A 20,047-nucleotide genomic window follows, 5' to 3' on the forward strand; every position below is an offset into this window, starting at 1 on the left:
CAGTAAGACCTCCAAGGATTAGGCTGCACGGATGTTCTTTAAGGAAGAGGCGATAACAACAACCAGCCCTAGATGAGGAGAAAGTGGCAATGAAAATCTTTCAGGCCATGATGAGCAGAAGGCGTTTCCTGCAAGCTAGTGGTACCGCAGGTGCAGTGGGTGCAACCGCTGCCGGTATTACCGGTTTGACAGGCTTGACGCAAGCGAAAGAAGCACGGGCTTCCCGCCCGCGGGGTGAAACCAAGATCACCAAAAATATCTGCCACCAGTGCCCCGCGCGCTGCGGTATTGATGTCTACACCACTGATGGCCGTGTTCATGCCATCTATGGCGATACTGGCAACCCGATTGCCAATGGCAAGCTGTGCCCCAAGGGTCACCTGGGCTCCTACTTCCTGTATGATCCGGATCGCTTCAAGGGTCCCATGAAGCGCACCAACCCCAACAAAGGTCGCAATGAAGACCCAGGATTTGTGCCCATTTCCTGGGATGAAGCTTTCGATACCATCGCTGCACGCTTGAATAACCTACGTGAGCGTGGAGAATCGCATCGTTTTGCGCACTTCTACGGACGCGGCTGGGGTGCTTCCGATGCGGGTCTTTATGGTGATTTCGGTAAGCTTTACGGCACACCGAATGCGGCTATCGGTCATGCCTCCATGTGTGCAGAAGGTTCCAAGCGGGCCAAGCGCGCTACCGATGGTAATGATTCCTACAACTCACATGACCTGCGTAAAACCAACTACCTGCTGATTATGGGTGCCAGCTTCCTGGAAGCCTTCCGCCCCTATAACAATATGATGCAGATGTGGGGCGAAATGCGCAGCAAGAGCCCAAAAACCCGTGTCACCACCGTGGATGTTCGTATGAACCCCACTATGGCGGCCTCGGATCGTGCTCTTTACATCAAACCCGCCACTGACGGTGCCTTTGCTCTGGCTGTTGCTCATGTCATTCTGACCGAGGGCCTCTGGGAAAGAGACTTTGTTGGTGACTTCACCAATGGTCGCAATCAGTTTGAAGCCGGAAAAACCCTAAGCAAAGACGCTTTCAATGAGAAATGGGTTCACGGTCTAATCGACTGGTGGAACGAAGAGTTGAAGGATCGCACACCTGAGTGGGCGGAGCAGATCACCACCATTGCTGCTAAGGACATTCGCCAAACCGCCATTGAGTTCGGCTCTACGCGTCCAGCCATGGCTATTTTTGAACGCGGCCCCACCGGCCACACCAACGGCACCTACAACGGCATGGCCATTCACTCGCTGAATGCCCTGGTCGGCTCGCTGTTTGCTGAAGGTGGTCTGGGCTATCAAATGGGCCCTGCCTATGGTGCTCTGCCTGTTAATTCAGATGACTATCTGGATGACTATGCGCGCAATGGTGCCTGGAAAAACCAGCCACGTATCGACATGGCACGGACAGAACGCTGGCCCATGACCAGCCATATGATGCAGGAAGCAGGCCCCAACCATCTTAAAGGCGACCCCTACAAGATGGACACGGCCATGTTCTACAGCACCAACCCCATCTGGACAGCACCGAACCCCAAAGCCTGGGAAGAAGCCCTCAAGGATGTCTTCATCATTGATACTTCGCCCTTCCCCGGTGAAACGGCCATGTTTGCCGATATCGTGTTGCCGGAGTCCACCTACCTGGAGCGGCTGCAGGATTCACCCACCTATCCGTTTGAAGGCTGGCCCATGACCGCCCTGCGCGTTCCCGCCATCGATCCGATTTATGACACCAAGCACTTTGGTGACATGCTGATCGAAATCGGCAAGCGCATTAACGGCCCTACCGGTGAGTTTTATAAAAAGCTGGATAATATCGAAAATGTCTTGCGCCACCGTGCCGCTGGCTTTGCCAATGCACCGGGTGACAATGGTGTTAACGACTTTGAAAGCTGGAAAGAAAAAGGTGTTTGGTATCGCAAGCCTTATCACTGGCGTCAGATTCGTGGTGAATTCTACGAGTGGGAAGGTGAAAGCTACAGCAAGCGCATGACCCCCGCAGAAGTCAAAGAAAAACTGCTGCGTACGCCTTCCGGCAAGTTTGAATTCAAATCCGGCTTCCTGGAGCAGCATGCCGACTACATCAACCGTGAAATGGGCATTCCCAAAGAGCGGGTCGGCTATGTGCAGTGGGTTGAGCCCAAGCACACTGGAGGTAACCGGGATCTCTACTTCGTGACCCCGAAAACCCCCATGCACGCCGAAGGTCGCGGCGCCAATATTCCCCATGCCATTTCCATTCACCAGCCAATTGCTGGCGGCCGGGATACCGTCTATCTGGAAGTCAATCCAGAAACGGCCAAGGCACGCGGTATTCGTAATGGTGACAGGGTGCGCATTACCTCTGATCTGGGCAGCATCGAAGCGGAATGCCGCTACGTCGCCGCTCACCGTCCCGACACTCTGGTGCTGCCATTTGAATTTGGCCACTGGGCACAGGGCCGCTGGGCCAAAGATCGTGGTCCCGGACACTCAGGCGAAATTACCGCCAATGTTTCCGACCCCATCTCAGGGCTTGCCAGCTACTACACCGGCAAGGTCTCCCTGGAACGCGCCTAACACTAACGAATATTGAGGAGTAACCATCATGGCAAAATGGGGAATGGTCATTGACCTGGATAAGTGTACCGGCTGCCAAGCCTGTACCACCGCCTGCGCTATGGAGAATAGCACCCTGCCCGGCGAAACCTGGCAGGACGTTCTGTTTTATCACGAGGGCGAATATCCCAACGCACAAATGAAGTGGCTGCCAAGGCCCTGCATGCAGTGCGAAAGCCCGTCCTGTGTCCACGTCTGTCCGACGCGCGCCACCTACAAGGATGAAGAAGCTGGCGGTATCGTTTTTGTCGACTGGAACAAGTGTATCGGCTGTAAATACTGCATGATCGCCTGCCCTTACGGCGTGCGCTTCTATGTGGATGAAAAGCCCCTGCTGGAACCGGATCTGCGTGAGATTTTCCCTGGCGAAAATCAGCAGCTGTGGAGCCCACCCTATCAGGGACCGGATGAAGACTGGAGCAAAGGCATCGGTGTTCAGCCTCCTGGCGTGGTGTCCAAGTGTACCTTCTGTCACCACAAGGTCAGCAAGGCGCCTGAAGGCACCGTGGACCTGGATGAAGACAACCCTGCGGTCAAGGAATATGTACCCGCTTGTGTTCGCACCTGCGCACCCAAGGCACGCTACTTTGGCGATCTGGATGAACCCACCAGTCAGGTCAATCAGTTGATCGGTGACAAGCATGGTGTTCGCCTGAAAGACCATACCGGTAACAAACCACAGGTTTACTACCTGGGTGCCGGTGCAGGTGTACCCGCCTTCCAGCCTTCGGATAAAGGGGATAAATCATGAATGAGAACAACATTATGAAAGGCAAGGCCGGCTCAGGCCTGCTGGTGATTTCTGGGGTGGTCTTTCTGGCCAGCCTGATCTTTGCCATCATTCAGCTGAGCAGTCAGGGGCATGCCTCTTTCAATACCTCCTCCAACCTGCCTTGGGGACAACCCATTGCCACCTACCTGTATTTCGCCCTGGCGTCTTCAGGTCTGGGGCTGTTGGCTTCCCTGCCGCTGGTTTTTGGCTTCAAGCAGTATTACCCGGTTGCCAAGCGCTGCATCTTCCTTGCCTTCATCATACTGATTTCCGGTATGCTGGTTCTGGCTCTGGAGCTGGGCAATGTATTCCGTATGCTTTGGGCGATTCCGCTGAACTTCCAAACTCAGTCAGCGATGTTCTGGATGGGTATCTTCTATGCCCTGGACTTGCTCTTCCTGCTGTGGAAATTCCGCAAAATGGAAAGCGGCGAGTGGGACAGCAAAACCAGCAAGCAGGTGGGCATCGCCTCCTTCATTCTGGTGCTGCTGGCCAGTGGTAACCTGGCGCTGATCTTCGGCATGATGAGCATGCGTCCCTTCTGGTTCGACGCCCTGCTGCCAATCTACTTCTACTTCACTGCGGTGACCAGTGGTATGGCAGCGCTGGTGTTCTTTGCTTATCTGGCCTATGGCTTCAAGCGTGAGAACATGAGCCAGCCGATGCAGGACCTAATGACCGGCGCCCTGCCCAAGCTGTTTGCAGCGCTGATTGGTGGTACGCTGCTGTTTATTGCTGTACGGGCCATTACCGGGCTCTACACCAACAATCCGGAAATCAGTCTGGTGTGGACCGACTATCTGTTTGCTTCACCGCTCTACCACCTGTCGCTTTGGGTGGGTCTGCTGCTACCCTTTATTATCATGCTAAAGAGCAGTCTGCGTAACCAGTTGAACATGCAGGTACTGGCTTCAGTACTGGTCTTCCTGGGTCTGTTTGCCGAGCGTTTCTACTTCGTTATCGGCGGTCAGGTGGTTCCCCTGTTCAAGGGCACCTGGTATCCAGACCTGCTGACCTACACGCCTTCAGCAACCGAGTGGGCACTGAGTATCATGGGCTGGTCCCTGGCTTTCCTGCTCTATGTGTTGGGTGAAAAGTTCTTCAACCTTTCAGCCATGCCGGATGCAATAACCAACACTGCTGGTAACCAGCAAGCTGCTGCTAGCTGATCGTTAAGAGCGTTTCAGTTCGCACCTCAGGGGATTCTGTTACGGCAGAATCCCCTGCCTTATGAATACCGGAGCAAAAACCATGAATGCCCAAGTACCCCAACTGCCTTCGCTGATGCCCCGCGCTGAATTTTATCTGTGCATGGCACATGTTTTTCTGGCAACCCAACAAGGGTTAACCAAAACACAGCTCAAGGAAGACCTACTCGCTGACCTTCACGCCTTGTCAGAGGAGTTACCAGGTATTCAGGAATCTCAACTCAAAGCACTTACCGCTGCTCTTGATGAGCTGTCCGATGAACAGGATCTCATTAAAGAATACAGTCGCCTTTTTGTGACCCCACCAACACCAGCACCTCTGAATCTGGGCTACTACCTGGATGGTGGCATCATGGGCACTTCCACCCATGCCATGGAAATCTACTATCTGCGCTACCAGCTGGAAAAGGATAACGCCTTTCACGATCTGCCAGACCATCTGGCTTTGAATTTGCAATGGCTGGCCTGGGTGCTTGCCCAGTTACTGGAAGAAGGTGGTGATCAACCCGCTTTTCAAAAACAGGCAGTGCAGGACATCGGCAGTTTTATCAACCACTACACCCTGCCGGGTATCCAACAACTTTTGGCTAAAACCCGTGCCGCTAACAAAGAATACGCCTTATCATCCACCTGGCTGCTGCTGGTTGAAATGACCGCAAACCAGTTACAAGCAGACCTGGATGCCCTAAAAGCCTGGTTGCCACAAGAAGCTGTCAAAACCACACCGAAACCCGCACCCGAGTATCGCGAAGCAGTCACTGATGCCCAGCCCAATGAGCTAATCACCTGTAATGCCTGTGGTGTTGAGTTTACTGCCGGCGAAGCCCTGGCCGAAATGATCAGCCGCCTGAAAACAGCCGGTGTGACCTATGACCACCTGCTGATTTGCTCCAACTGCCGTGAAACCTCCCTGGACCAGGGACGGATGACACCTCCCGGCAGCAAAATCAAACACAAGGGTTAAAGGGTATGAAGTCTGGCCTTGCCTCTGTTTGTCTGCTCTATGGGCTACTGGTCGCTCAACCGGCCTGGTCAGGCTTGGATATCGACCAGTACCTTCCACCTCAAGAGACCGACCTGAGCCCTGAGGAGCAGCGTCAGCAAAGAGAAGCGGTGCAGCGTCAAATAGAAGAAGCCAGACAAAGGGAAGCTCAGCGCGCACAAAAAGCCGAACAAGCACGTCAAGCTGAAGCTGAACGCTTGGCAGCACGCCCTTACCCAGTGCGCTTGACTGAAAAGCGTTGCCTGACCTGCCATTCAATAAATAATTTGGAAGAAAACCCACAAACCCGCCTGGGTTGGGAGTTAACCGTTCTACGTATGGACTGGTTCCAGGGTGCCCAACTGGAAAGAGGTGACCGCAAGGTTTTGGCTCAGTATCTGGCCACCACCTACCCTGCCAGAGGTTTGCGTAGTTACCTGGAATACTTATTACTGGGTTTGGCACTCTTTTTGCCTGTATTTGCTGGTTATCAACTTCGTCAACGTCACCAGAAGATGAAAAATTAATTCTTATGAATATCTCCGTATCCACTCAAGTTACTGCCAACTATCGTCTCTTTAACGAAGAAGGCCTGTGTCTTAACCCTGAAGCTGCAGAGCAAACCCTGCATTTTCAACCCGGTAAGGGCCAGGCCCTGCCAGCGCTGGAAGAACAACTCCTGGGCTGTTCTGTCGGTGACCACAAAAGAATCACCCTGGAAGCAAATCAGGCCTTTGGTCCCCATCGGCCGGAATTGGTTTTTGAGGCCATCAAGGACCACTTGCCGCCAGGTGATATTCAGCCAGGAATGACCTTTTCACCAGGAGGACAACAGGGTAAATTTTCTTTAAGAGTCGTCAAACTCACTGAACAGGGCGCACTCTTGGATGGCAACCATCCTCTGGCTGGACAAACCCTGACTTGGGAGGTCACCATTGAAAAAGTGGAACCCGCTGCGATGGACCCGCAAAGCAGTAATGATCACCAACCCCTGCAATGGAAGCCCCTGAATGGCTAAGCACTCCTCTCTGCTGTTTCTTCTCATCCTACTGCTGTTTTTCAGCAGCCAGACTCTGGCCCGAGAAACCAGCAGAGTTGCAGCCGCTGCAGACCTTCAGGTAGCTCTACCCAAAATTCAACAGGCCTTTGAGGCCCAGTATCCAGAATATCGTCTGCAAATCACCTATGGTTCTTCTGGCGTCTTTGCCAGCCAGTTACGCCAGGGTGCGCCCTTTGAGCTTTATTTTTCTGCCAATGCCGATTATGTGCGTATCCTGCATGAAGCCGGACTCACCCAGGATGCCGGAACCGACTATGCCCAGGGCAAGCTGGCCTTTTATTCACTCCAACCTTTGAAGGCTGAGACAGCTGAAGAAGCTTTAAAGCTTTGGCTGGAAGCCAACCCCCAAGGCAAGCTATCCATTGCCAACCCCAGTCATGCTCCCTACGGCGTTGCTGCTATCGGCTGGCTGGAGCACCTGGAACTGTCTTTGCCCAGTTCACGCCTGGTACGTGGTGAAAATGCTGCTCAATCAGTGCAGTTTGTCCTGTCCGGGGCAGCCTCCGCAGGCATTGTCGCCTGGCCATTGATCTACCCACGTGATTTAAGTGGCCAAGCCTGGCTGATTCCCGAAGAAGATCACCCTCCTTTGCAGCAACGCATGGTATTGATGAACACTGCTGGCCCCGCCGCTGCAGCCTTCTATGCCTACCTGCAAGAGCCTGAAGTGATTGCAAAACTACAAAGCTTTGGCTTCGGAGCACCCTAAATGGAATGGCAGGCACTGGAAATTTCCCTGCGTCTGGCCCTCTTCACCAGCCTACTGTTATTACCAGTAGGAATTTTTCTGGGTCGTGCTCTGGCCTGGAAAAAATTACCCGCCAGTAACTGGATTCAAAGCCTGGTGTTTCTGCCCCTGGTTCTGCCGCCCACCGTTCTGGGTTATTACTTTCTGGTTGCGGTATCCGGTGAAGCACCTTTCGGGCAACTCTGGTACAGCCTGTTTGGCAGCCAGCTGGCCTTTACCTTTGAAGGCCTGCTGCTGGCCTGCATCCTTGCCAACCTACCCTTTGCCGTGCAGCCTTTAATGCATGCCTTTGGCAATATCGACCCGGAAATCCGTGATGCTGCCAGGGTTTGTGGCCTAAATCCCTGGCAGGCTTTGATACGCATTGAACTACCCCTGGTTTGGCCCGGCTTGCTGGGAGCCTTCCTGCTCACTTTCACCCATACCCTGGGAGAGTTTGGTGTTGTACTCATGGTGGGTGGCAACCTGGAAGGTGAAACCCGCACCCTGGCCATAGCCATCTATGATCAGGTGCAAGCCTTTAATATGCAGGCTGCCGGGCAAATGGCCCTACTCTTGCTGGCTCTGGCCTTTTTCAGCCTTTTGCTTTTGCAGTGGCTGGGGCAGTTGAAAGTCAGACGTCAAAGGGCAGGTGAACCATGAGCGAGCACCTGGATCTGCGCTTTCAACTTAAAGCCCAGGGTGATATTCCGCTGGATGTGGAACTTCACTGCCAGCCAGGCGAGCTGCTGGCTTTGCTGGGACCTTCAGGCAGTGGTAAAACCACCCTCCTGCGCAGTCTGGCCGGGCTTTATACCCAGGTGAAGGGGGAAATCTATTCCGGCGACTCCTGTTGGCAGAGCACGGATTCCGGCATTCAGCTGGCACCGGAAAAGCGCCAACTGGGCATGGTCTTTCAAAGCTATGCGCTCTTCCCTCATCTAACGGCTCTGGATAACCTGCTGATTCCTCTGCAAGGTCTGCCCAAAAAACAAGCCACCCAACTGGCCCGTCAATGGCTGGAGAGGGTACATCTTAAGGGCTTAGAAAGACGCAAACCCAGCGAGCTATCCGGCGGTCAACGCCAACGTGTGGCCCTGGCCCGTGCATTGATTGCCCGACCCCGTGCACTCCTGTTGGACGAGCCCTTTTCCGCCGTGGATCAGGCCACCCGCCAAAAACTGAGGCGTGAACTGGCCCTGCTGCGCCAGGAAATTGCCGTACCCACCCTGCTGGTTACTCATGATTTGGAAGAAGCCCTGCAACTGGCTGATCGCATCTGCGTACTCCATCGTGGTCAGCTACTCCAGGTGGCCCAGCCCGAATGCCTGATGCAGCGCCCAGCCAGCCCTACTGTGGCCCGGCTACTGGGCATGCAAAATCTTTTTACTGGTCAAATCCTCGGCAATAGCCAGGAAGAAGGCCTGCGTCTGGACTGGCAGGGCCAGCAACTGACCCTACCCTTCAAAGAAGGCTTCACTACTGGGCAGGAAGTGACCTGGATGGCCCCACCCCATAGCCTGATCATGCACCGCCCCGACCGCCCGGTTACTGGCGACCGGGAAAATCCCATCAAAGGGAAAATTGAAGAACTCATCACCCTGGGCCCCCATGCCAGCCTGGCTATTCGTCCCCAACACGCCCCGCAATGGCCCTTGCGTTTTTATGTGCCTCAGCACTTTGTTCAGCGCCAACAACTGGCCCAAGGCATGCAAGTCAGCCTTAGCCTGATGGGGAAGGGTCTGCATCTTTTTCAATAACCTCTCACCCAGCTTTTTAGATGCAATCCAGCCTGAGTCTCTAACGCTGATCGAAAAAGACGCCGGATCACCAGCAGCCAGCATATTTGGAACTGAACTGGGTAATCATTGATCAGATACTTGAACACTTGTTTCTCAAGGGGAAGCTCATGCAAGACACGACCGATTTACATCAGCACACACCGCCAAAAGGGTTACGCGATCGTTTTGCTTATGGTTTAACCAAGTTTTTACGTTTTTTTGCTGATACCTTTTTCGCAGGCCGCTATGGCCACCGTGCTGTTGTCTTGGAAACGGTTGCAGGCGTTCCGGGAATGGTTGGAGCCACGCTTCAGCACTTGCGGGCCTTAAGAAACATGGAGGGTGATCGAGGTTGGATTCGAACCCTGATGGATGAAGCCGAGAATGAACGCATGCACTTGATGACCTTCATTCATATTGCCAAGCCCAACCGCTTTGAAAGGCTACTCATCCTGCTTGTACAGGGTATCTTTTATAATGCTTTCTTTCTGCTCTATCTACTCTCACCCAAGACAGCTCATCGTTTTGTGGGTTATCTCGAAGAAGAAGCTGTTTACAGTTACACCCAATATCTAGAGGGCGTGGATGAAGGCAGGTATGAAAATGTACCTGCCCCCAAAATCGCCATCGATTATTGGCAACTGGACCAGGATGCCCGACTAAGAGATGTAATCCTTGCTGTACGTGCCGATGAGGCTGAACACAGGGATGTTAATCATGGCTTTGCCAATCATCTCAGTCAGGCATCCTGATTTGCCGGTGCCTGCGTTTAGCTTCTTGTCTTGGCTGTAAAGCCAGCAACAGCACTAGCAACAGCCAGGATCAGAATAACGACCAGCACCCAGTCTGGCACATAGAAGGTTTCATAAACCGTCCAGCCCCCAGCCCCGAGTAAATCCGAAAAGGGCGTGGGGCTGCCTGCCAGATGACCACCGAGAGTACCGCTAATAGCAAAGAAGAGCCCGCCCATCAGCGCCAAAACCAGCATCGCCCAGCGAAAGGCCCCTTCAAACACCAGATCACGGTAGCGCCAAACCAAAGCTGTCACTACGGCATAAATACCAAAAGCCCAGAAGGACATCAGCAGATGGTTGCGCGTGAGCGGGCTATAGAGATTGGCATCGGCTGGCCAAACCAGCCAGCCGCTCACCATCCCTGCAATGCCGCCAAGCAAGCCCAAAATCAGTACGGGCAAAAGGCCTGCTTTAGCCAATTGAGCCCAGTGCCCTTGCATCAAGGCCCCAACAATAATCATTAGGCTGGCCAATGCCCAGAAGGCAATTGGAAAGTGAACCAGCATGGCATGAATTCCACTCATCATGCACCTCCTTGGGTTTTTCTAACCACATAAACCTGCAGCAAACGATCCAGACCAAACCAGATCCCCAGCATCAAAAACAAACCCAACACCAGGGTTTTACACCACTGGCTGATGATTTCATCATTGAATTGGATTTCGACACCATAGATAGCTAATTGCTTTTCACTGTGGCGAGGCTTCACCGGTTTGCCTGCTTCTATATCCGGCGCACCGGCATGAGCATCACTAACCAGCAAGGGCCAATTAACCTGGCCGGGATAGAAAAGCGTCATTTCTGTCCAGTCGTCGGACCAATCCGGCTGTTCACCATTAAAGTGATGGGCGGTTACTTCGGTATCCTCCCGGCTCAAGCCCAGTTGGTAGGGGTGAGAAACATAATGCCAGCGACTACCGGTGGAATCCCGATGAACCGCAATACCCAGAGTGTATTCGCCCTGAGTTTTAAACATTTTGTCATCCAGCGGATAACCTGTGTCCAAGGCTCTTTGCAGGGTCACGTCCCAATAACCCTCCTGCCAGCGGGCCGGGCCTCCAGCAACACTGATCGCCCCTCTGGAACCTGAAGGTTCACGCAACATGCGGCGCGGAATCACGTCACCCTCCTGCCATTCATGATCGGGATCAAAAGGCTTGGCAAAGCTTTCTGCCAGATAGTAGAGACCATCAAAATCAAAACGGTTGGCTTGAATGTCATCCCAATTCAACGCATCAATACCCACCTGTTCAGAATCAAACATCCATGCTGGCTGATTGTTTTCACTATCCCAGTTGGTGGTATAAGGGCCACGGCCAGAATCACCCAGGCGGTGCTCAGCAATCAACTGGTCGTCAGAAGCAGCTATCGCATTGGAACGTCCAGCACGCCAGTGCCAGAGGTCCAAAAAGTAACCGGCTTCGCGCTGCTGCTGGAGGGTCTCTTCATCTTTAACCCCTCGCCAATCAGCAATATCCATACGGGTCTGGGGTAGGTATTTACGCACATCGGAAGCGCCCAGCTTTTCACCCAGATGGGGATGCTGCCTTACTTCTGAAGCTGCAGCCGTATCGGTAAAGTAGCGCGGGTTGGCACCAACGGTAATATAGCCGCCGTAGCGAGCAAATTCGGGAACCTTGCCGTCATCAACCAGCATGGTCACCCTGTCTTCATAGGTATTGTTGGGATCTCGCCCTATGGGTGGGCTGCCGTAACGGACCCACTGGCCACCTTCATAGCGCAGCATATCGTGGTAAACATAGGCTGCTTCAGCAGGCCAGCGATAACGAAAGAAAATTTTCTCATCGTTATAAGCCACCTGGATTTTTAGTGGCATGGTCAGTTCATCGGGAATGGCAATATTGCGTTCCGGGTCATCCTGAACAACCCCCGTGCCTTGGGTGAACCACATCAGGACCCAGGCAATGAGCAGGGAACCCAGAATCAGTCCGATTCTCGGTAAGAACATAGGGCTTACTCCTTGGCTTATTTTGTCTTTGTTATTTATGCAACTAACAGCTTAGCCTAAAACCCTACTTTTAATGTTATTTCTTGTTTAACCAATAACCTGGTGCATTCTTTCCAAAGCCGCTTCCAACTGGGCAGCCGGGCAACCAAAATTCAAGCGCAGATAGTGATCATCACCAAAAGCCTCTCCTGGTGACAGGGCTACACCGGCATCCAGAAAGGCCTGCCAGGGGTTTTCCAGCTCCAAGCGGCTGACATCCAGCCAGGCCACAAAGGTCGCTTCCGGGCGACAGTAACCGATTAACTGACGACGCGGGTGGTCTGGGTTCTGCAACCAGGCTTCCAGAAGATCCAGATTATTATTCAGATGCTGTTTAAGATCCTGCAGCCAGGCCGCACCCTTTGTCCAAGCCGCTTCTGCAGCCAGAATTCCCATATAGTTCATATCCGGCATCAAGCCGCGCATGGCTTTGCGAAAAGGCTCACGCAATTCCGGATTGGGAATAATCGCCACGGCACAGGACAAGCCCGCCACATTGAAGGTTTTGCTCGGCGCCATCAACGTAATCGAATGCTGAGCAGCCTCGTTACTCACTGCCGGATAAGGCAAATGCCGGGCTTCAGGTTTCAGCAACAAGTCAGCCCAGATTTCATCACTGATAACCAGCAGCTTTTTGGCTGCAGCCAAGCGCGCCAGTTCCTTGAGCTCTTCAGGGGAATAGCAGCGCCCCGTCGGATTTTGGGGGTTACACAAAACCAGAGCACTTGTTTTGTCTTCCAAAGCAGCAGCCAGTTGCTCCACCTGGAGCGACCACTGGCTTTCCCCTTCGCTGGGAGGCTTTAAGGGTAAATCCTGCTGGGCACGCTGACGCAGTTTGCCCAGTACTCGAATCGGTGGATAAACCGGGGTTTGCACCAGGATCTGATCATCGGCTTTAGTGAGGGCTTCAACCGCCAGGTTGAATCCAGGAACCACGCCGGGCAACCAGACCAACTCTTCGGGCATAGGTTGCCAGCCATACTGCTGCTGGCACCAGTTCAGAAAAGCATCTACCAGTCTTGGTGGTACTTCACCATAGCCCAAGGCACCCAACTCAACTGCCTTTCCCAAGGCTTCGCGAACCGCTTGGGGTGCCGGCAAGTCCATATCCGCCACCCACATGGGAATCACATCCTGTTGTTCATAACGCTGCCATTTTAAGCTAGCTCTACCCTTGCGATCCTGAAGCCTTGTAAACTCTTCTGTCATCATCAAACCTTGAATTGCCCCACCAGGCGCTGTAACTGTTCGGCCAGCTCCGTCAGGTTGCTACTCGCGGACTGGGTTTGCCCGGTCGCATCACTGCTTTCAACACAGAGGTTCACCAGGTTGGTGATATTCTGATTGATTTCTTCAGCAACTGCAGCCTGTTGTTCTGCTGCCGTGGCCATTTGATGATTCATATCGCGAATCCGTTCAACGGCGGTGGCAATGGAATTCAGTGAAGTACCTGCTTTCTCGGCTGCCTTAACAGTGGCTTCGGTTTCCTTGATACTGGTATCCATAACCTTCACCGCCTGGCCGGTTCCATCCTGCAAATCAGTGATCATGCGATGGATTTCCTGAGTGCTCTCCTGAGTTCGGCTAGCCAGCGAGCGGACCTCATCAGCAACAACCGCAAAACCACGCCCGGCATCACCTGCCCGCGCAGCCTCAATGGCAGCATTCAATGCCAGCAGATTGGTCTGTTCGGCAACCCCATTAATCACATCCAAAACCGTGCCTATGTTCTCAGTATCTTTACTAAGCTTATGAATCACCTCGGTTGAGCGGCGCACCTGATCGGCAAGACGATTAATGGCTTGAGTCGCCTCATCAACACTGGAGCTACCTTCCTGAGCAGCAATATCCATTTCATTGGCTGCCCCGGAAGCTTCAGTAGCATTCTTGGCAACATCGACAAAACTGGTGCTCATTTCATTCATGGCCGTGGCAACCAGATCCGTCTCCTGGGTTTGCTGCTGTTGGGTGGAGTGCCCTTGTTCAGAAACCCGGGAGAGCTGCTCGGCTGCAGAAGCAACTGAGCCCACAGAAGAATGAACTTCTTTTACCAGCTCATTAATTTTGCCGACAAAGCTATTAAAGTGGTGAGCCACTTCCGCTACTTCATCTTTACCCTTTTCAGGCAGGCGCACGGTCAAATCACCATCACCCTTGCTGATATTGGCCATTGCCGAAGCGGTTTTTTCCAAGGGCAAAATAATTGAACGCGATATCAAGGCCCCTGCACCCAGCAAAATCACCAATACCCCAAGGGAAATGCTGCCCAACTGCCAAAGACTGCTCGTAAACTGGTCATCTATGTCATCAACATAAACGCCCGTAGCAACCAGCCAGTCCCACTCGGGGTAGTAGCGCACATAGGAAAGCTTGGGAACGGGCACATCATCACCTGGACGGTTCCAGTAATAGGGCATGATGGATTCACCCGTCTCCAAGGCTTCCTCATTCAGCATACGAAAGAAAGGCTTGCCGTTAACGTCTTCCAGGTTTGCCAGATTACGTCCACGCAAATCAGCACTAGGGTGAGCCAACATGTTCATTTCCGCATCATGCACCCAAACATAGTCATTATATTCGCCATAAATCATGGCACTGACCCTATCCAGAGCTTCAGCCTGGGCTTCTTCCCGGGTGAGCTGGCCAGCTTCTGCTCGCTGCTGGTAATCCTTAACGATGCCTTCAGCAACATCCACAAGGTGGCGGATTTCCTGAAGTTTTAGGCTTTCCATTTCGCTGTACTGGCGATTTACAGCGACCAGTAGGATGATTAGCATGCCAATGACAGCAAGCAAGTTGATCATCCAGATGCGGTGCTGAATACGGAGGTTTCTGAGCATAGCGTTCTCACACCTTTTTGATTGAATTGTTATTCTAGTTGCCACAGATCAATTTTGCATTGACGCTTACGTCAACGGCAAGAGTAAAATGCCTTTTCTTGTTTCCTTTATGTAATTTTAATTCTAACCCAGAGAGATATCATGTTTATCTATAAGCTAACACCAGGTTTCACCGATACCGATGCCCTCGGTCACATCAACAATACCCGACTGCCGGTATGGTTTGAGTTGGCACGCAATGATGTTTTCAGGCTTTTTACACCCGACCTGGACCCCAAAAAATGGCAATTGATTTTGGCCCGCATTGAAGTAGATTTTGTCGGTGAGCTTTTTTATGGAGAAAATGTTGAAATCAAAACCTTTATTGAGCGTATCGGCAAAAGTTCTTTTACGGTCGGTCAGGAAGCTTGGCAGGGCGGCACTCTGGGGGCCAAGGGCCAAGCTACTCTAGTGCACTACAGCTTTGAGCAGAAAAAGCCCCAAGTGCTGGAAGGTGAACTCAGAAAATCCCTGGAAGCTCACCTCAGACCACAAGATGCTTAGAAGTGAAAGAGCAGACCCAGATGGGGACGAAACAGAATGTCTCCATCTTTGCCAGTGGTGGGATGATCAACTCCATAAACAGCACTCACTGCTGCTGAAGCTACCAGATGGCGAGTTAAAGGAAGCTCATAACCCAAGCGAACATCAAATGCCAAATCGGAGCTATTAACATCACCGCGCCAGTAGGCGGCACCCAGTTGGAAGAAGGTGCCGCTTAGGTATTTTTCGTTATAGCGCTTAAAACCCGCCTCATAGACCTGGTAATCATCGCCCCAAGCACCAGTCAATGCCAAAGCAGAACGCCGGCCAACAGAAATCTGATACGAAAGGTTGTACTGGCCGTCATCAACGGATTTATCCAGCAGCCTGAGACCATCGACACCAAAAGCATGGCTGGTTGCAGCAACGGCCTGAGAACTCCACCCCAGACTCAACCCCAGGGTGAGCAGCAAGGCAACCAGAAAACGCTTGGACATGAACTTCTCCTAGATGGAAAACCAAAATAATCAAGGGTGGCATCTTAAAATAAAAGCCTGCGTCTGCCTACTCTTTAGCGTGAAGACAGGGACTTGAAACTGGATCTTAACCAGGCACCCAGGTGTTTTTTGCCGGGCAAACCCAAATAGTCAACCAGTTCACTCACCGACCACTGGTGATACAAAAGTCCTTGCCAGGCAAGGACCTCAAATTCCGTTTCTTTAATCTGCGGCTTTTCCAGACAAAGCGCCAGCCACTTTTTTAAAGCCGTCAAGGTCAACAACCAGGGTCTATGACCCTCAGCAAAGGCATCCAGTTCTCGCTTATCAGCTGAGTTGAGTGCTTTTTTTCTAGTCTGCTGATTGGCAACAGCCTGAACCTCCCCACGGGTGAGCAGCTCAATCACTTCGTTAGGCAAGCGCTGCAAGGGCCCTGCCAGTAAATCCGACAGGGTTTCCAAAAAGCGTTCGTGCATTGCTCGCTGTAGATTTTCAGCAGACTCACTCAACGCCTGAACCAATTGCAGGGTATGCTCGCCACTGGCTGGGTCGCGGGTAATACCCAAGCGTACCGATTGATAGCCCGCAGCCTGCCAAAAGGGCAGCAACTCAGCTGTGGCACCAAAACTGGTACCCAAAAAATCCGGTGCTTCACTTGCTTTACTTCTGGCTTGAGTTGCTATCCAGTTGAGTAAGCGACTCCCCCAGCCCTGACGCTGGGCCTGAGGGTGGACCAGAATACGCTGAAGACGCCACCAACGTAACTGGGCTGCTTCGGGAAAACCACCATGAAAACACAGCGACTGCGCCAGTAAATGGCCTTGAGGCCGCCGCCTGCCATAAAACACTTCTTCAGCGAGCGCCTTATCCATCCCCCCTTCCTCCTGAATCCAGGCCAAAGCAAGGGGTTTAGATCCAGCAAAGACAGCCGCCAACCGAACTCCCGGCGTATCCAACAGCTGCCGCAAATCATCGGGTGAAGTCCGGTAATGAGCCAAGACCAGCAGCCCAAACACCTGGGCCAAGAGCTCTTCCTGCTGGGCCAGCTGATCACGATCCAGCCATACAAAATGATAGTCGTCATTTGCCTGCCCTGGCTCAGGGGGTTCAGCATCCAAAAGCAGCAGGCGATTCACCTGCTTTTCAAGTGGGTCTTCTGGCGCCCAACGTATGGGTTCTTGCAGCTGCTGATGGGACCAGCCAGGGGTTTGTTGATCGAGATGCCGAAAAAAACGCAGTGCAAAGCCTCGTCCATTACCCTCATAACCCTGCTGAGTGGTGGCAAAAGTACAGCGTGGATAGGCCGCTAAAAGCTGGGCCAGCAAGGGCACAGGTATCGCTGCAGCTTCATCCACCAACAAAAGGTCGGCTGCTGGCTGCTCTTGCAGGAGGGCATCGGGTGCTTTGAAATCCAGCTGGCCAGTTAAGGTTTCAGCTTGCAGGAACTTCAACCTTGCATGAAATTGCTGAAAAAGTGACTGACAAGCCAGCTGGGTAGGTGCAGTAACCAGAAGCCGAGCCTCGGGGTGGGCATATAACCAATCAGCGGCAGCCAGGCCTAAAGCACTGCTTTTACCTCGTCCCCGATTGGCCGTGACAACTTGGGGCAGTTGCGGTTTAAGCTGCCAGTTTTTCAATAAAGCTTGCACCAGACGCTGCTGATCTTGAGTAGCTGCTCCCGATGCCAGAGCAGGAGCCAGGGCAGTTTCAGAGCCTGAAGGTAACTGCGGATAAATGCTTGCTTGGCCCTGAACAGCCTGTAAAACCTCTGCATTTTCTAACAATCGTTGGCAACGGGTCAAAAAGCGCTTGGGTAACTGTTCAGCCTGCCAGGGCCAGGGCGCCAAACGCTGATAATCAGGGTCATCAAAGGATGTCCAGTTGTCAGGCGTCAGTAAAAACAGCAAGCCACCGGCTTGCACACAGCCTGACAAGGCACCCAAAGCATCAGGACTAAAACCGGTAAAAGCATCCACGACCAGGCAGGGCTGCTCACTACCCAAGAGTTTACGACTGGTCTGAGCTGGAAGCTGATGAAACCCAGCAGGCAAACCCCAGGCCTGGAGAGGCAAGGGTTCAGTACTGGCTGCGACCCAGAAGCCCTGCTGCCAGCCTGCAACCTGAATTCTTTGCACAGCCTGCTGTCGGCACCAGTCTGCCTCCCCCTGTAACCAGCAGAGATGCCGATGACGCTGGGCGTGCAGTCTTTGCAGAAAGTTTTTCAGTTCCCAGGCCTTGAAATTGATTTTTTTAACCCTCACTTTGGTATTGCAGTAACTTTTCTGGCGACTTTTCTGTCTGCCACTTTCTATCCGGCCTTTCCGGGCTGAACACGTATTTTGACACAAAACAGGGTTTTAACGCCTCTTCGGTCAGGTCGATGATGCCTGTCTGTAAGAAGCGCTGAAACCTTCATATTTCAATCAACCGGAGAAAACCTAACAAAAAATCATCAGGAGGTAGTCACCATGGATATGCAAGTGAAAGATCTCTACCCTTCCCGCACCGGTGGTGAAGCCCGCTGGTTACCCCGAGTCGATCCCGTTGTCTGGGGTGAAGCTGACCAACCTGGAGACTTTGCGCTCAATCAACAACAGCTCGACAGCTTTGATGAAAACGGTTTTATTATTCTGGAAGGCGCTGTTGAGGACCTGGTTGCACCCATCCAGAAAGAACTGGAAGCGATGAAAGAACAGCTGCTGGGCCGCGAAGAGCTGGTTATCGAACCCGACAGCAAGGAACTTCGTTCCATCTTCCAGCCGCATTTTTTCAGTGAATATATTAAGAAGGTTGCCCGGGATCCACGCCTGCTGGATATTGCCCGCCAGTTGCTGGGTGATGACGTCTACCTGCATCAGTCCCGTGTCAACGTCAAACCCGGCATGAAGGGCCGCTCCTTCCCCTGGCATTCCGATTTTGAAACCTGGCATGTGGAAGATGGTATGCCTCAAATGCGCGCGGTGACTGGCTGGATCATGCTGACCGAAAATGATCCTTTCAACGGCCCGCTGTTTTTGATTCCCGGCTCCCACAAGCACTATTTATCCTGTGCTGGCACCACCCCAGAAGACAACTACAAACAATCACTGCGTAAACAGGAAGCAGGGACCCCTGATCTTGCCAGCCTGGATTGGTTGATCCAAGAAGGGGGAGGCCTTGCCGGTGCCTTTGGCAAACCCGGCACCCTGGTCTTTCATGAGTGCAACATCATGCACGGCTCACCCGACAATCTAGCCAGCTATCCACGCACCAATCTTTTCTTTGTTTACAACAGCATCAAAAATGGCTGCAAAGCGCCTTTTAGTGGACAAAAGCCACGGCCCGCCTTCCTGGCCAGCCGAGACACCCAACCTCTGGAGCCCTTAAAAGAGCCTCTTAAATAACCCCAACAAAAAAGGCCGCTGAATCGAGGGAGTAGATTCAGCGGCCAAGGGGCAACACAAGGGAGAAACAAAGACTTTTAACCTTCCTCCAGCTCTGGCAAACCTGAAAATAACTGCAGGGCTTCAGGATTAGCCAGCGCATCCTGGTTCTTGACCGGGCGACCATGAATCACTTCCCGAACAGCCAGCTCAACGATCTTGCCGGAGAGGGTGCGGGGAATATCAGCCACCTGGATAATTTTGGCGGGCACATGGCGGGGCGTGGTTTCCGCACGAATGGTTTCCCGAATACGCTTTTTCAATTCTTCCGTCAGCTCCTTGCCTTCTTTAAGCCGCACAAAAAGCACGACTCGCACGTCATCCTTCCAGTCCTGGCCGACACACAGGGCTTCCAACACTTCATCCACCTTTTCCACCTGGCGGTAGATTTCTGCCGTGCCGATACGTACCCCACCAGGATTGAGAACCGCATCGGAGCGACCGTGAATAATCAGGCCGTCTTCCGGGGTGATTTCGGCATAGTCGCCATGCGCCCAGACGTTATCGAAGCGATCAAAATAGGCGGCGTGATAGCGTTGCCCATCATCATCCTTCCAAAAGCCAATCGGCATGGATGGGAAGGGTTGGACACAAACCAGCTCACCTTTTTCACCGACAACCGGTTGGCCCTGGTCGTTATAGACCTGTACATCCATCCCCAAGCCCCGGCACTGCAATTGGCCGCGATACACGGGGCGTATTGGGCAGCCCAAAGCAAAGCAGGAAATAATGTCGGTGCCCCCGGAAATCGATGCCAGCAAGAGGTCTTCCTTGATTTCGCGGTAGACATAATCAAAGGATTCATGGGATAGAGGAGAGCCG

The 20,047-nt window shown here is 52.8% G+C and carries 19 protein-coding genes; 12 read left to right on the forward strand and 7 right to left on the reverse strand.

The genetic code is table 11. The features are described 5' to 3' along the window. Positions 1 to 89: 89 nt before the first annotated feature. From BM185_RS14325 to BM185_RS14370, 10 genes are all read left to right on the forward strand, one after another. The gene (locus BM185_RS14325) at positions 90 to 2,573 is read left to right on the forward strand and encodes a molybdopterin-dependent oxidoreductase (protein WP_091965171.1); all 2,484 of its coding nucleotides are present in this window, start codon (positions 90 to 92) and stop codon (positions 2,571 to 2,573) included. Between the two features lie 28 nt (positions 2,574 to 2,601). After that, the gene (locus tag BM185_RS14330; RefSeq protein ID WP_218149459.1) at positions 2,602 to 3,363 is read left to right on the forward strand and encodes a 4Fe-4S dicluster domain-containing protein; all 762 of its coding nucleotides are present in this window, start codon (positions 2,602 to 2,604) and stop codon (positions 3,361 to 3,363) included. Beyond that, positions 3,360 to 4,553 (forward strand): NrfD/PsrC family molybdoenzyme membrane anchor subunit, encoded by a 1,194-nt coding sequence (gene nrfD / locus BM185_RS14335; protein WP_091965173.1) that lies wholly within the window; start codon positions 3,360 to 3,362, stop codon positions 4,551 to 4,553. Before BM185_RS14330 ends, nrfD begins: the two co-directional genes overlap by 4 nt. An 82-nt stretch (positions 4,554 to 4,635) precedes the next feature. Beyond that, on the forward strand, positions 4,636 to 5,556 hold the full coding sequence (locus tag BM185_RS14340; RefSeq protein WP_177203582.1) for a TorD/DmsD family molecular chaperone: 921 nt from the start codon (positions 4,636 to 4,638) through the stop codon (positions 5,554 to 5,556). A gap of 5 nt (positions 5,557 to 5,561) precedes the next feature. Further along, positions 5,562 to 6,101, forward strand: coding sequence for a hypothetical protein (locus BM185_RS14345; protein WP_091965177.1), 540 nt, complete (start codon positions 5,562 to 5,564; stop codon positions 6,099 to 6,101). A 5-nt stretch (positions 6,102 to 6,106) separates the two neighbouring features. Then, a complete protein-coding gene (locus BM185_RS14350) occupies positions 6,107 to 6,592 on the forward strand; it encodes an FKBP-type peptidyl-prolyl cis-trans isomerase (protein ID WP_091965179.1) in 486 nt (161 codons plus the stop codon). After that, positions 6,585 to 7,343 carry a molybdate ABC transporter substrate-binding protein gene (modA, locus tag BM185_RS14355; RefSeq protein WP_091965181.1) on the forward strand — a complete coding sequence of 253 codons (759 nt, stop codon included), beginning with the start codon at positions 6,585 to 6,587 and terminating at the stop codon, positions 7,341 to 7,343. The genes BM185_RS14350 and modA overlap by 8 nt, the downstream gene beginning before the upstream one ends. Beyond that, positions 7,344 to 8,024 carry a molybdate ABC transporter permease subunit gene (gene modB / locus BM185_RS14360; protein WP_091965183.1) on the forward strand — a complete coding sequence of 227 codons (681 nt, stop codon included), beginning with the start codon at positions 7,344 to 7,346 and terminating at the stop codon, positions 8,022 to 8,024. Then, positions 8,021 to 9,121, forward strand: a complete 1,101-nt coding sequence (locus BM185_RS14365) for an ABC transporter ATP-binding protein (RefSeq protein WP_091965185.1) — start codon at positions 8,021 to 8,023, stop codon at positions 9,119 to 9,121. The genes modB and BM185_RS14365 overlap by 4 nt, the downstream gene beginning before the upstream one ends. 149 nt (positions 9,122 to 9,270) lie before the next feature. Beyond that, on the forward strand, positions 9,271 to 9,894 hold the full coding sequence (locus BM185_RS14370) for an alternative oxidase (RefSeq protein ID WP_091965209.1): 624 nt from the start codon (positions 9,271 to 9,273) through the stop codon (positions 9,892 to 9,894). Between the two features lie 17 nt (positions 9,895 to 9,911). On the opposite strand, the gene BM185_RS14375 is transcribed toward BM185_RS14370, so the two are convergent. From BM185_RS14375 to BM185_RS14390, 4 genes are all read right to left on the reverse strand, one after another. Then, the gene (locus tag BM185_RS14375) at positions 9,912 to 10,463 is read right to left on the reverse strand and encodes a DUF2231 domain-containing protein (protein WP_218149460.1); all 552 of its coding nucleotides are present in this window, start codon (positions 10,461 to 10,463) and stop codon (positions 9,912 to 9,914) included. Next, positions 10,460 to 11,905, reverse strand: coding sequence for an ethylbenzene dehydrogenase-related protein (locus BM185_RS14380; protein ID WP_091965189.1), 1,446 nt, complete (start codon positions 11,903 to 11,905; stop codon positions 10,460 to 10,462). Before BM185_RS14380 ends, BM185_RS14375 begins: the two co-directional genes overlap by 4 nt. An 87-nt stretch (positions 11,906 to 11,992) precedes the next feature. Beyond that, positions 11,993 to 13,153 (reverse strand): MalY/PatB family protein, encoded by a 1,161-nt coding sequence (locus BM185_RS14385; protein WP_177203583.1) that lies wholly within the window; start codon positions 13,151 to 13,153, stop codon positions 11,993 to 11,995. A 2-nt stretch (positions 13,154 to 13,155) separates the two neighbouring features. After that, complete coding sequence (locus tag BM185_RS14390) at positions 13,156 to 14,784, reverse strand: methyl-accepting chemotaxis protein (RefSeq protein WP_091965193.1); 1,629 nt, start codon at positions 14,782 to 14,784, stop codon at positions 13,156 to 13,158. Between the two features lie 141 nt (positions 14,785 to 14,925). Between BM185_RS14390 and BM185_RS14395 the strand changes: the two genes are divergently transcribed. After that, complete coding sequence (locus BM185_RS14395) at positions 14,926 to 15,327, forward strand: acyl-CoA thioesterase (protein WP_091965195.1); 402 nt, start codon at positions 14,926 to 14,928, stop codon at positions 15,325 to 15,327. Here the strand turns inward: BM185_RS14395 and BM185_RS14400 are convergent. After that, positions 15,324 to 15,803 carry a hypothetical protein gene (locus BM185_RS14400; RefSeq protein ID WP_091965197.1) on the reverse strand — a complete coding sequence of 160 codons (480 nt, stop codon included), beginning with the start codon at positions 15,801 to 15,803 and terminating at the stop codon, positions 15,324 to 15,326. The two genes, BM185_RS14395 and BM185_RS14400, sit on opposite strands and share 4 nt — an antisense overlap. Before the next feature lie 74 nt (positions 15,804 to 15,877). Continuing rightward, entirely contained in the window at positions 15,878 to 18,064 is a 2,187-nt protein-coding gene (locus BM185_RS14405) for a tRNA(Met) cytidine acetyltransferase TmcA (RefSeq protein WP_177203584.1), read from the reverse strand. A 207-nt stretch (positions 18,065 to 18,271) separates the two neighbouring features. Between BM185_RS14405 and thpD the strand changes: the two genes are divergently transcribed. Further along, positions 18,272 to 19,186, forward strand: coding sequence for an ectoine hydroxylase (gene thpD / locus BM185_RS14410; protein ID WP_245751778.1), 915 nt, complete (start codon positions 18,272 to 18,274; stop codon positions 19,184 to 19,186). A 77-nt stretch (positions 19,187 to 19,263) separates the two neighbouring features. Here thpD and BM185_RS14415 read toward each other — a convergent pair. Continuing rightward, positions 19,264 to 20,047: AMP-binding enzyme (locus BM185_RS14415; protein WP_425434222.1), on the reverse strand; the 784-nt coding region annotated here is incomplete at its 5' end.

It is taken from the genome of Marinospirillum celere (assembly GCF_900112235.1).
Taxonomy (GTDB): domain Bacteria; phylum Pseudomonadota; class Gammaproteobacteria; order Pseudomonadales; family Halomonadaceae; genus Marinospirillum; species Marinospirillum celere.

Coding starts and splice junctions, on each gene's coding strand:
- BM185_RS14370 (WP_091965209.1), top strand. CDS start 9,271: ATGCAAGACACGACCGATTTACATCAGCACACACCGCCAAAAGGGTTA.
- modB (WP_091965183.1), top strand. CDS start 7,344: ATGGAATGGCAGGCACTGGAAATTTCCCTGCGTCTGGCCCTCTTCACC.
- BM185_RS14385 (WP_177203583.1), bottom strand. CDS start 13,153: ATGACAGAAGAGTTTACAAGGCTTCAGGATCGCAAGGGTAGAGCTAGC.
- BM185_RS14390 (WP_091965193.1), bottom strand. CDS start 14,784: ATGCTCAGAAACCTCCGTATTCAGCACCGCATCTGGATGATCAACTTG.
- BM185_RS14350 (WP_091965179.1), top strand. CDS start 6,107: ATGAATATCTCCGTATCCACTCAAGTTACTGCCAACTATCGTCTCTTT.
- nrfD (WP_091965173.1), top strand. CDS start 3,360: ATGAATGAGAACAACATTATGAAAGGCAAGGCCGGCTCAGGCCTGCTG.
- BM185_RS14375 (WP_218149460.1), bottom strand. CDS start 10,463: ATGATGAGTGGAATTCATGCCATGCTGGTTCACTTTCCAATTGCCTTC.
- BM185_RS14365 (WP_091965185.1), top strand. CDS start 8,021: ATGAGCGAGCACCTGGATCTGCGCTTTCAACTTAAAGCCCAGGGTGAT.
- BM185_RS14400 (WP_091965197.1), bottom strand. CDS start 15,803: ATGTCCAAGCGTTTTCTGGTTGCCTTGCTGCTCACCCTGGGGTTGAGT.
- BM185_RS14340 (WP_177203582.1), top strand. CDS start 4,636: ATGAATGCCCAAGTACCCCAACTGCCTTCGCTGATGCCCCGCGCTGAA.
- modA (WP_091965181.1), top strand. CDS start 6,585: ATGGCTAAGCACTCCTCTCTGCTGTTTCTTCTCATCCTACTGCTGTTT.
- BM185_RS14330 (WP_218149459.1), top strand. CDS start 2,602: ATGGCAAAATGGGGAATGGTCATTGACCTGGATAAGTGTACCGGCTGC.
- BM185_RS14380 (WP_091965189.1), bottom strand. CDS start 11,905: ATGTTCTTACCGAGAATCGGACTGATTCTGGGTTCCCTGCTCATTGCC.
- BM185_RS14345 (WP_091965177.1), top strand. CDS start 5,562: ATGAAGTCTGGCCTTGCCTCTGTTTGTCTGCTCTATGGGCTACTGGTC.
- BM185_RS14325 (WP_091965171.1), top strand. CDS start 90: ATGAAAATCTTTCAGGCCATGATGAGCAGAAGGCGTTTCCTGCAAGCT.
- BM185_RS14395 (WP_091965195.1), top strand. CDS start 14,926: ATGTTTATCTATAAGCTAACACCAGGTTTCACCGATACCGATGCCCTC.
- thpD (WP_245751778.1), top strand. CDS start 18,272: ATGGATATGCAAGTGAAAGATCTCTACCCTTCCCGCACCGGTGGTGAA.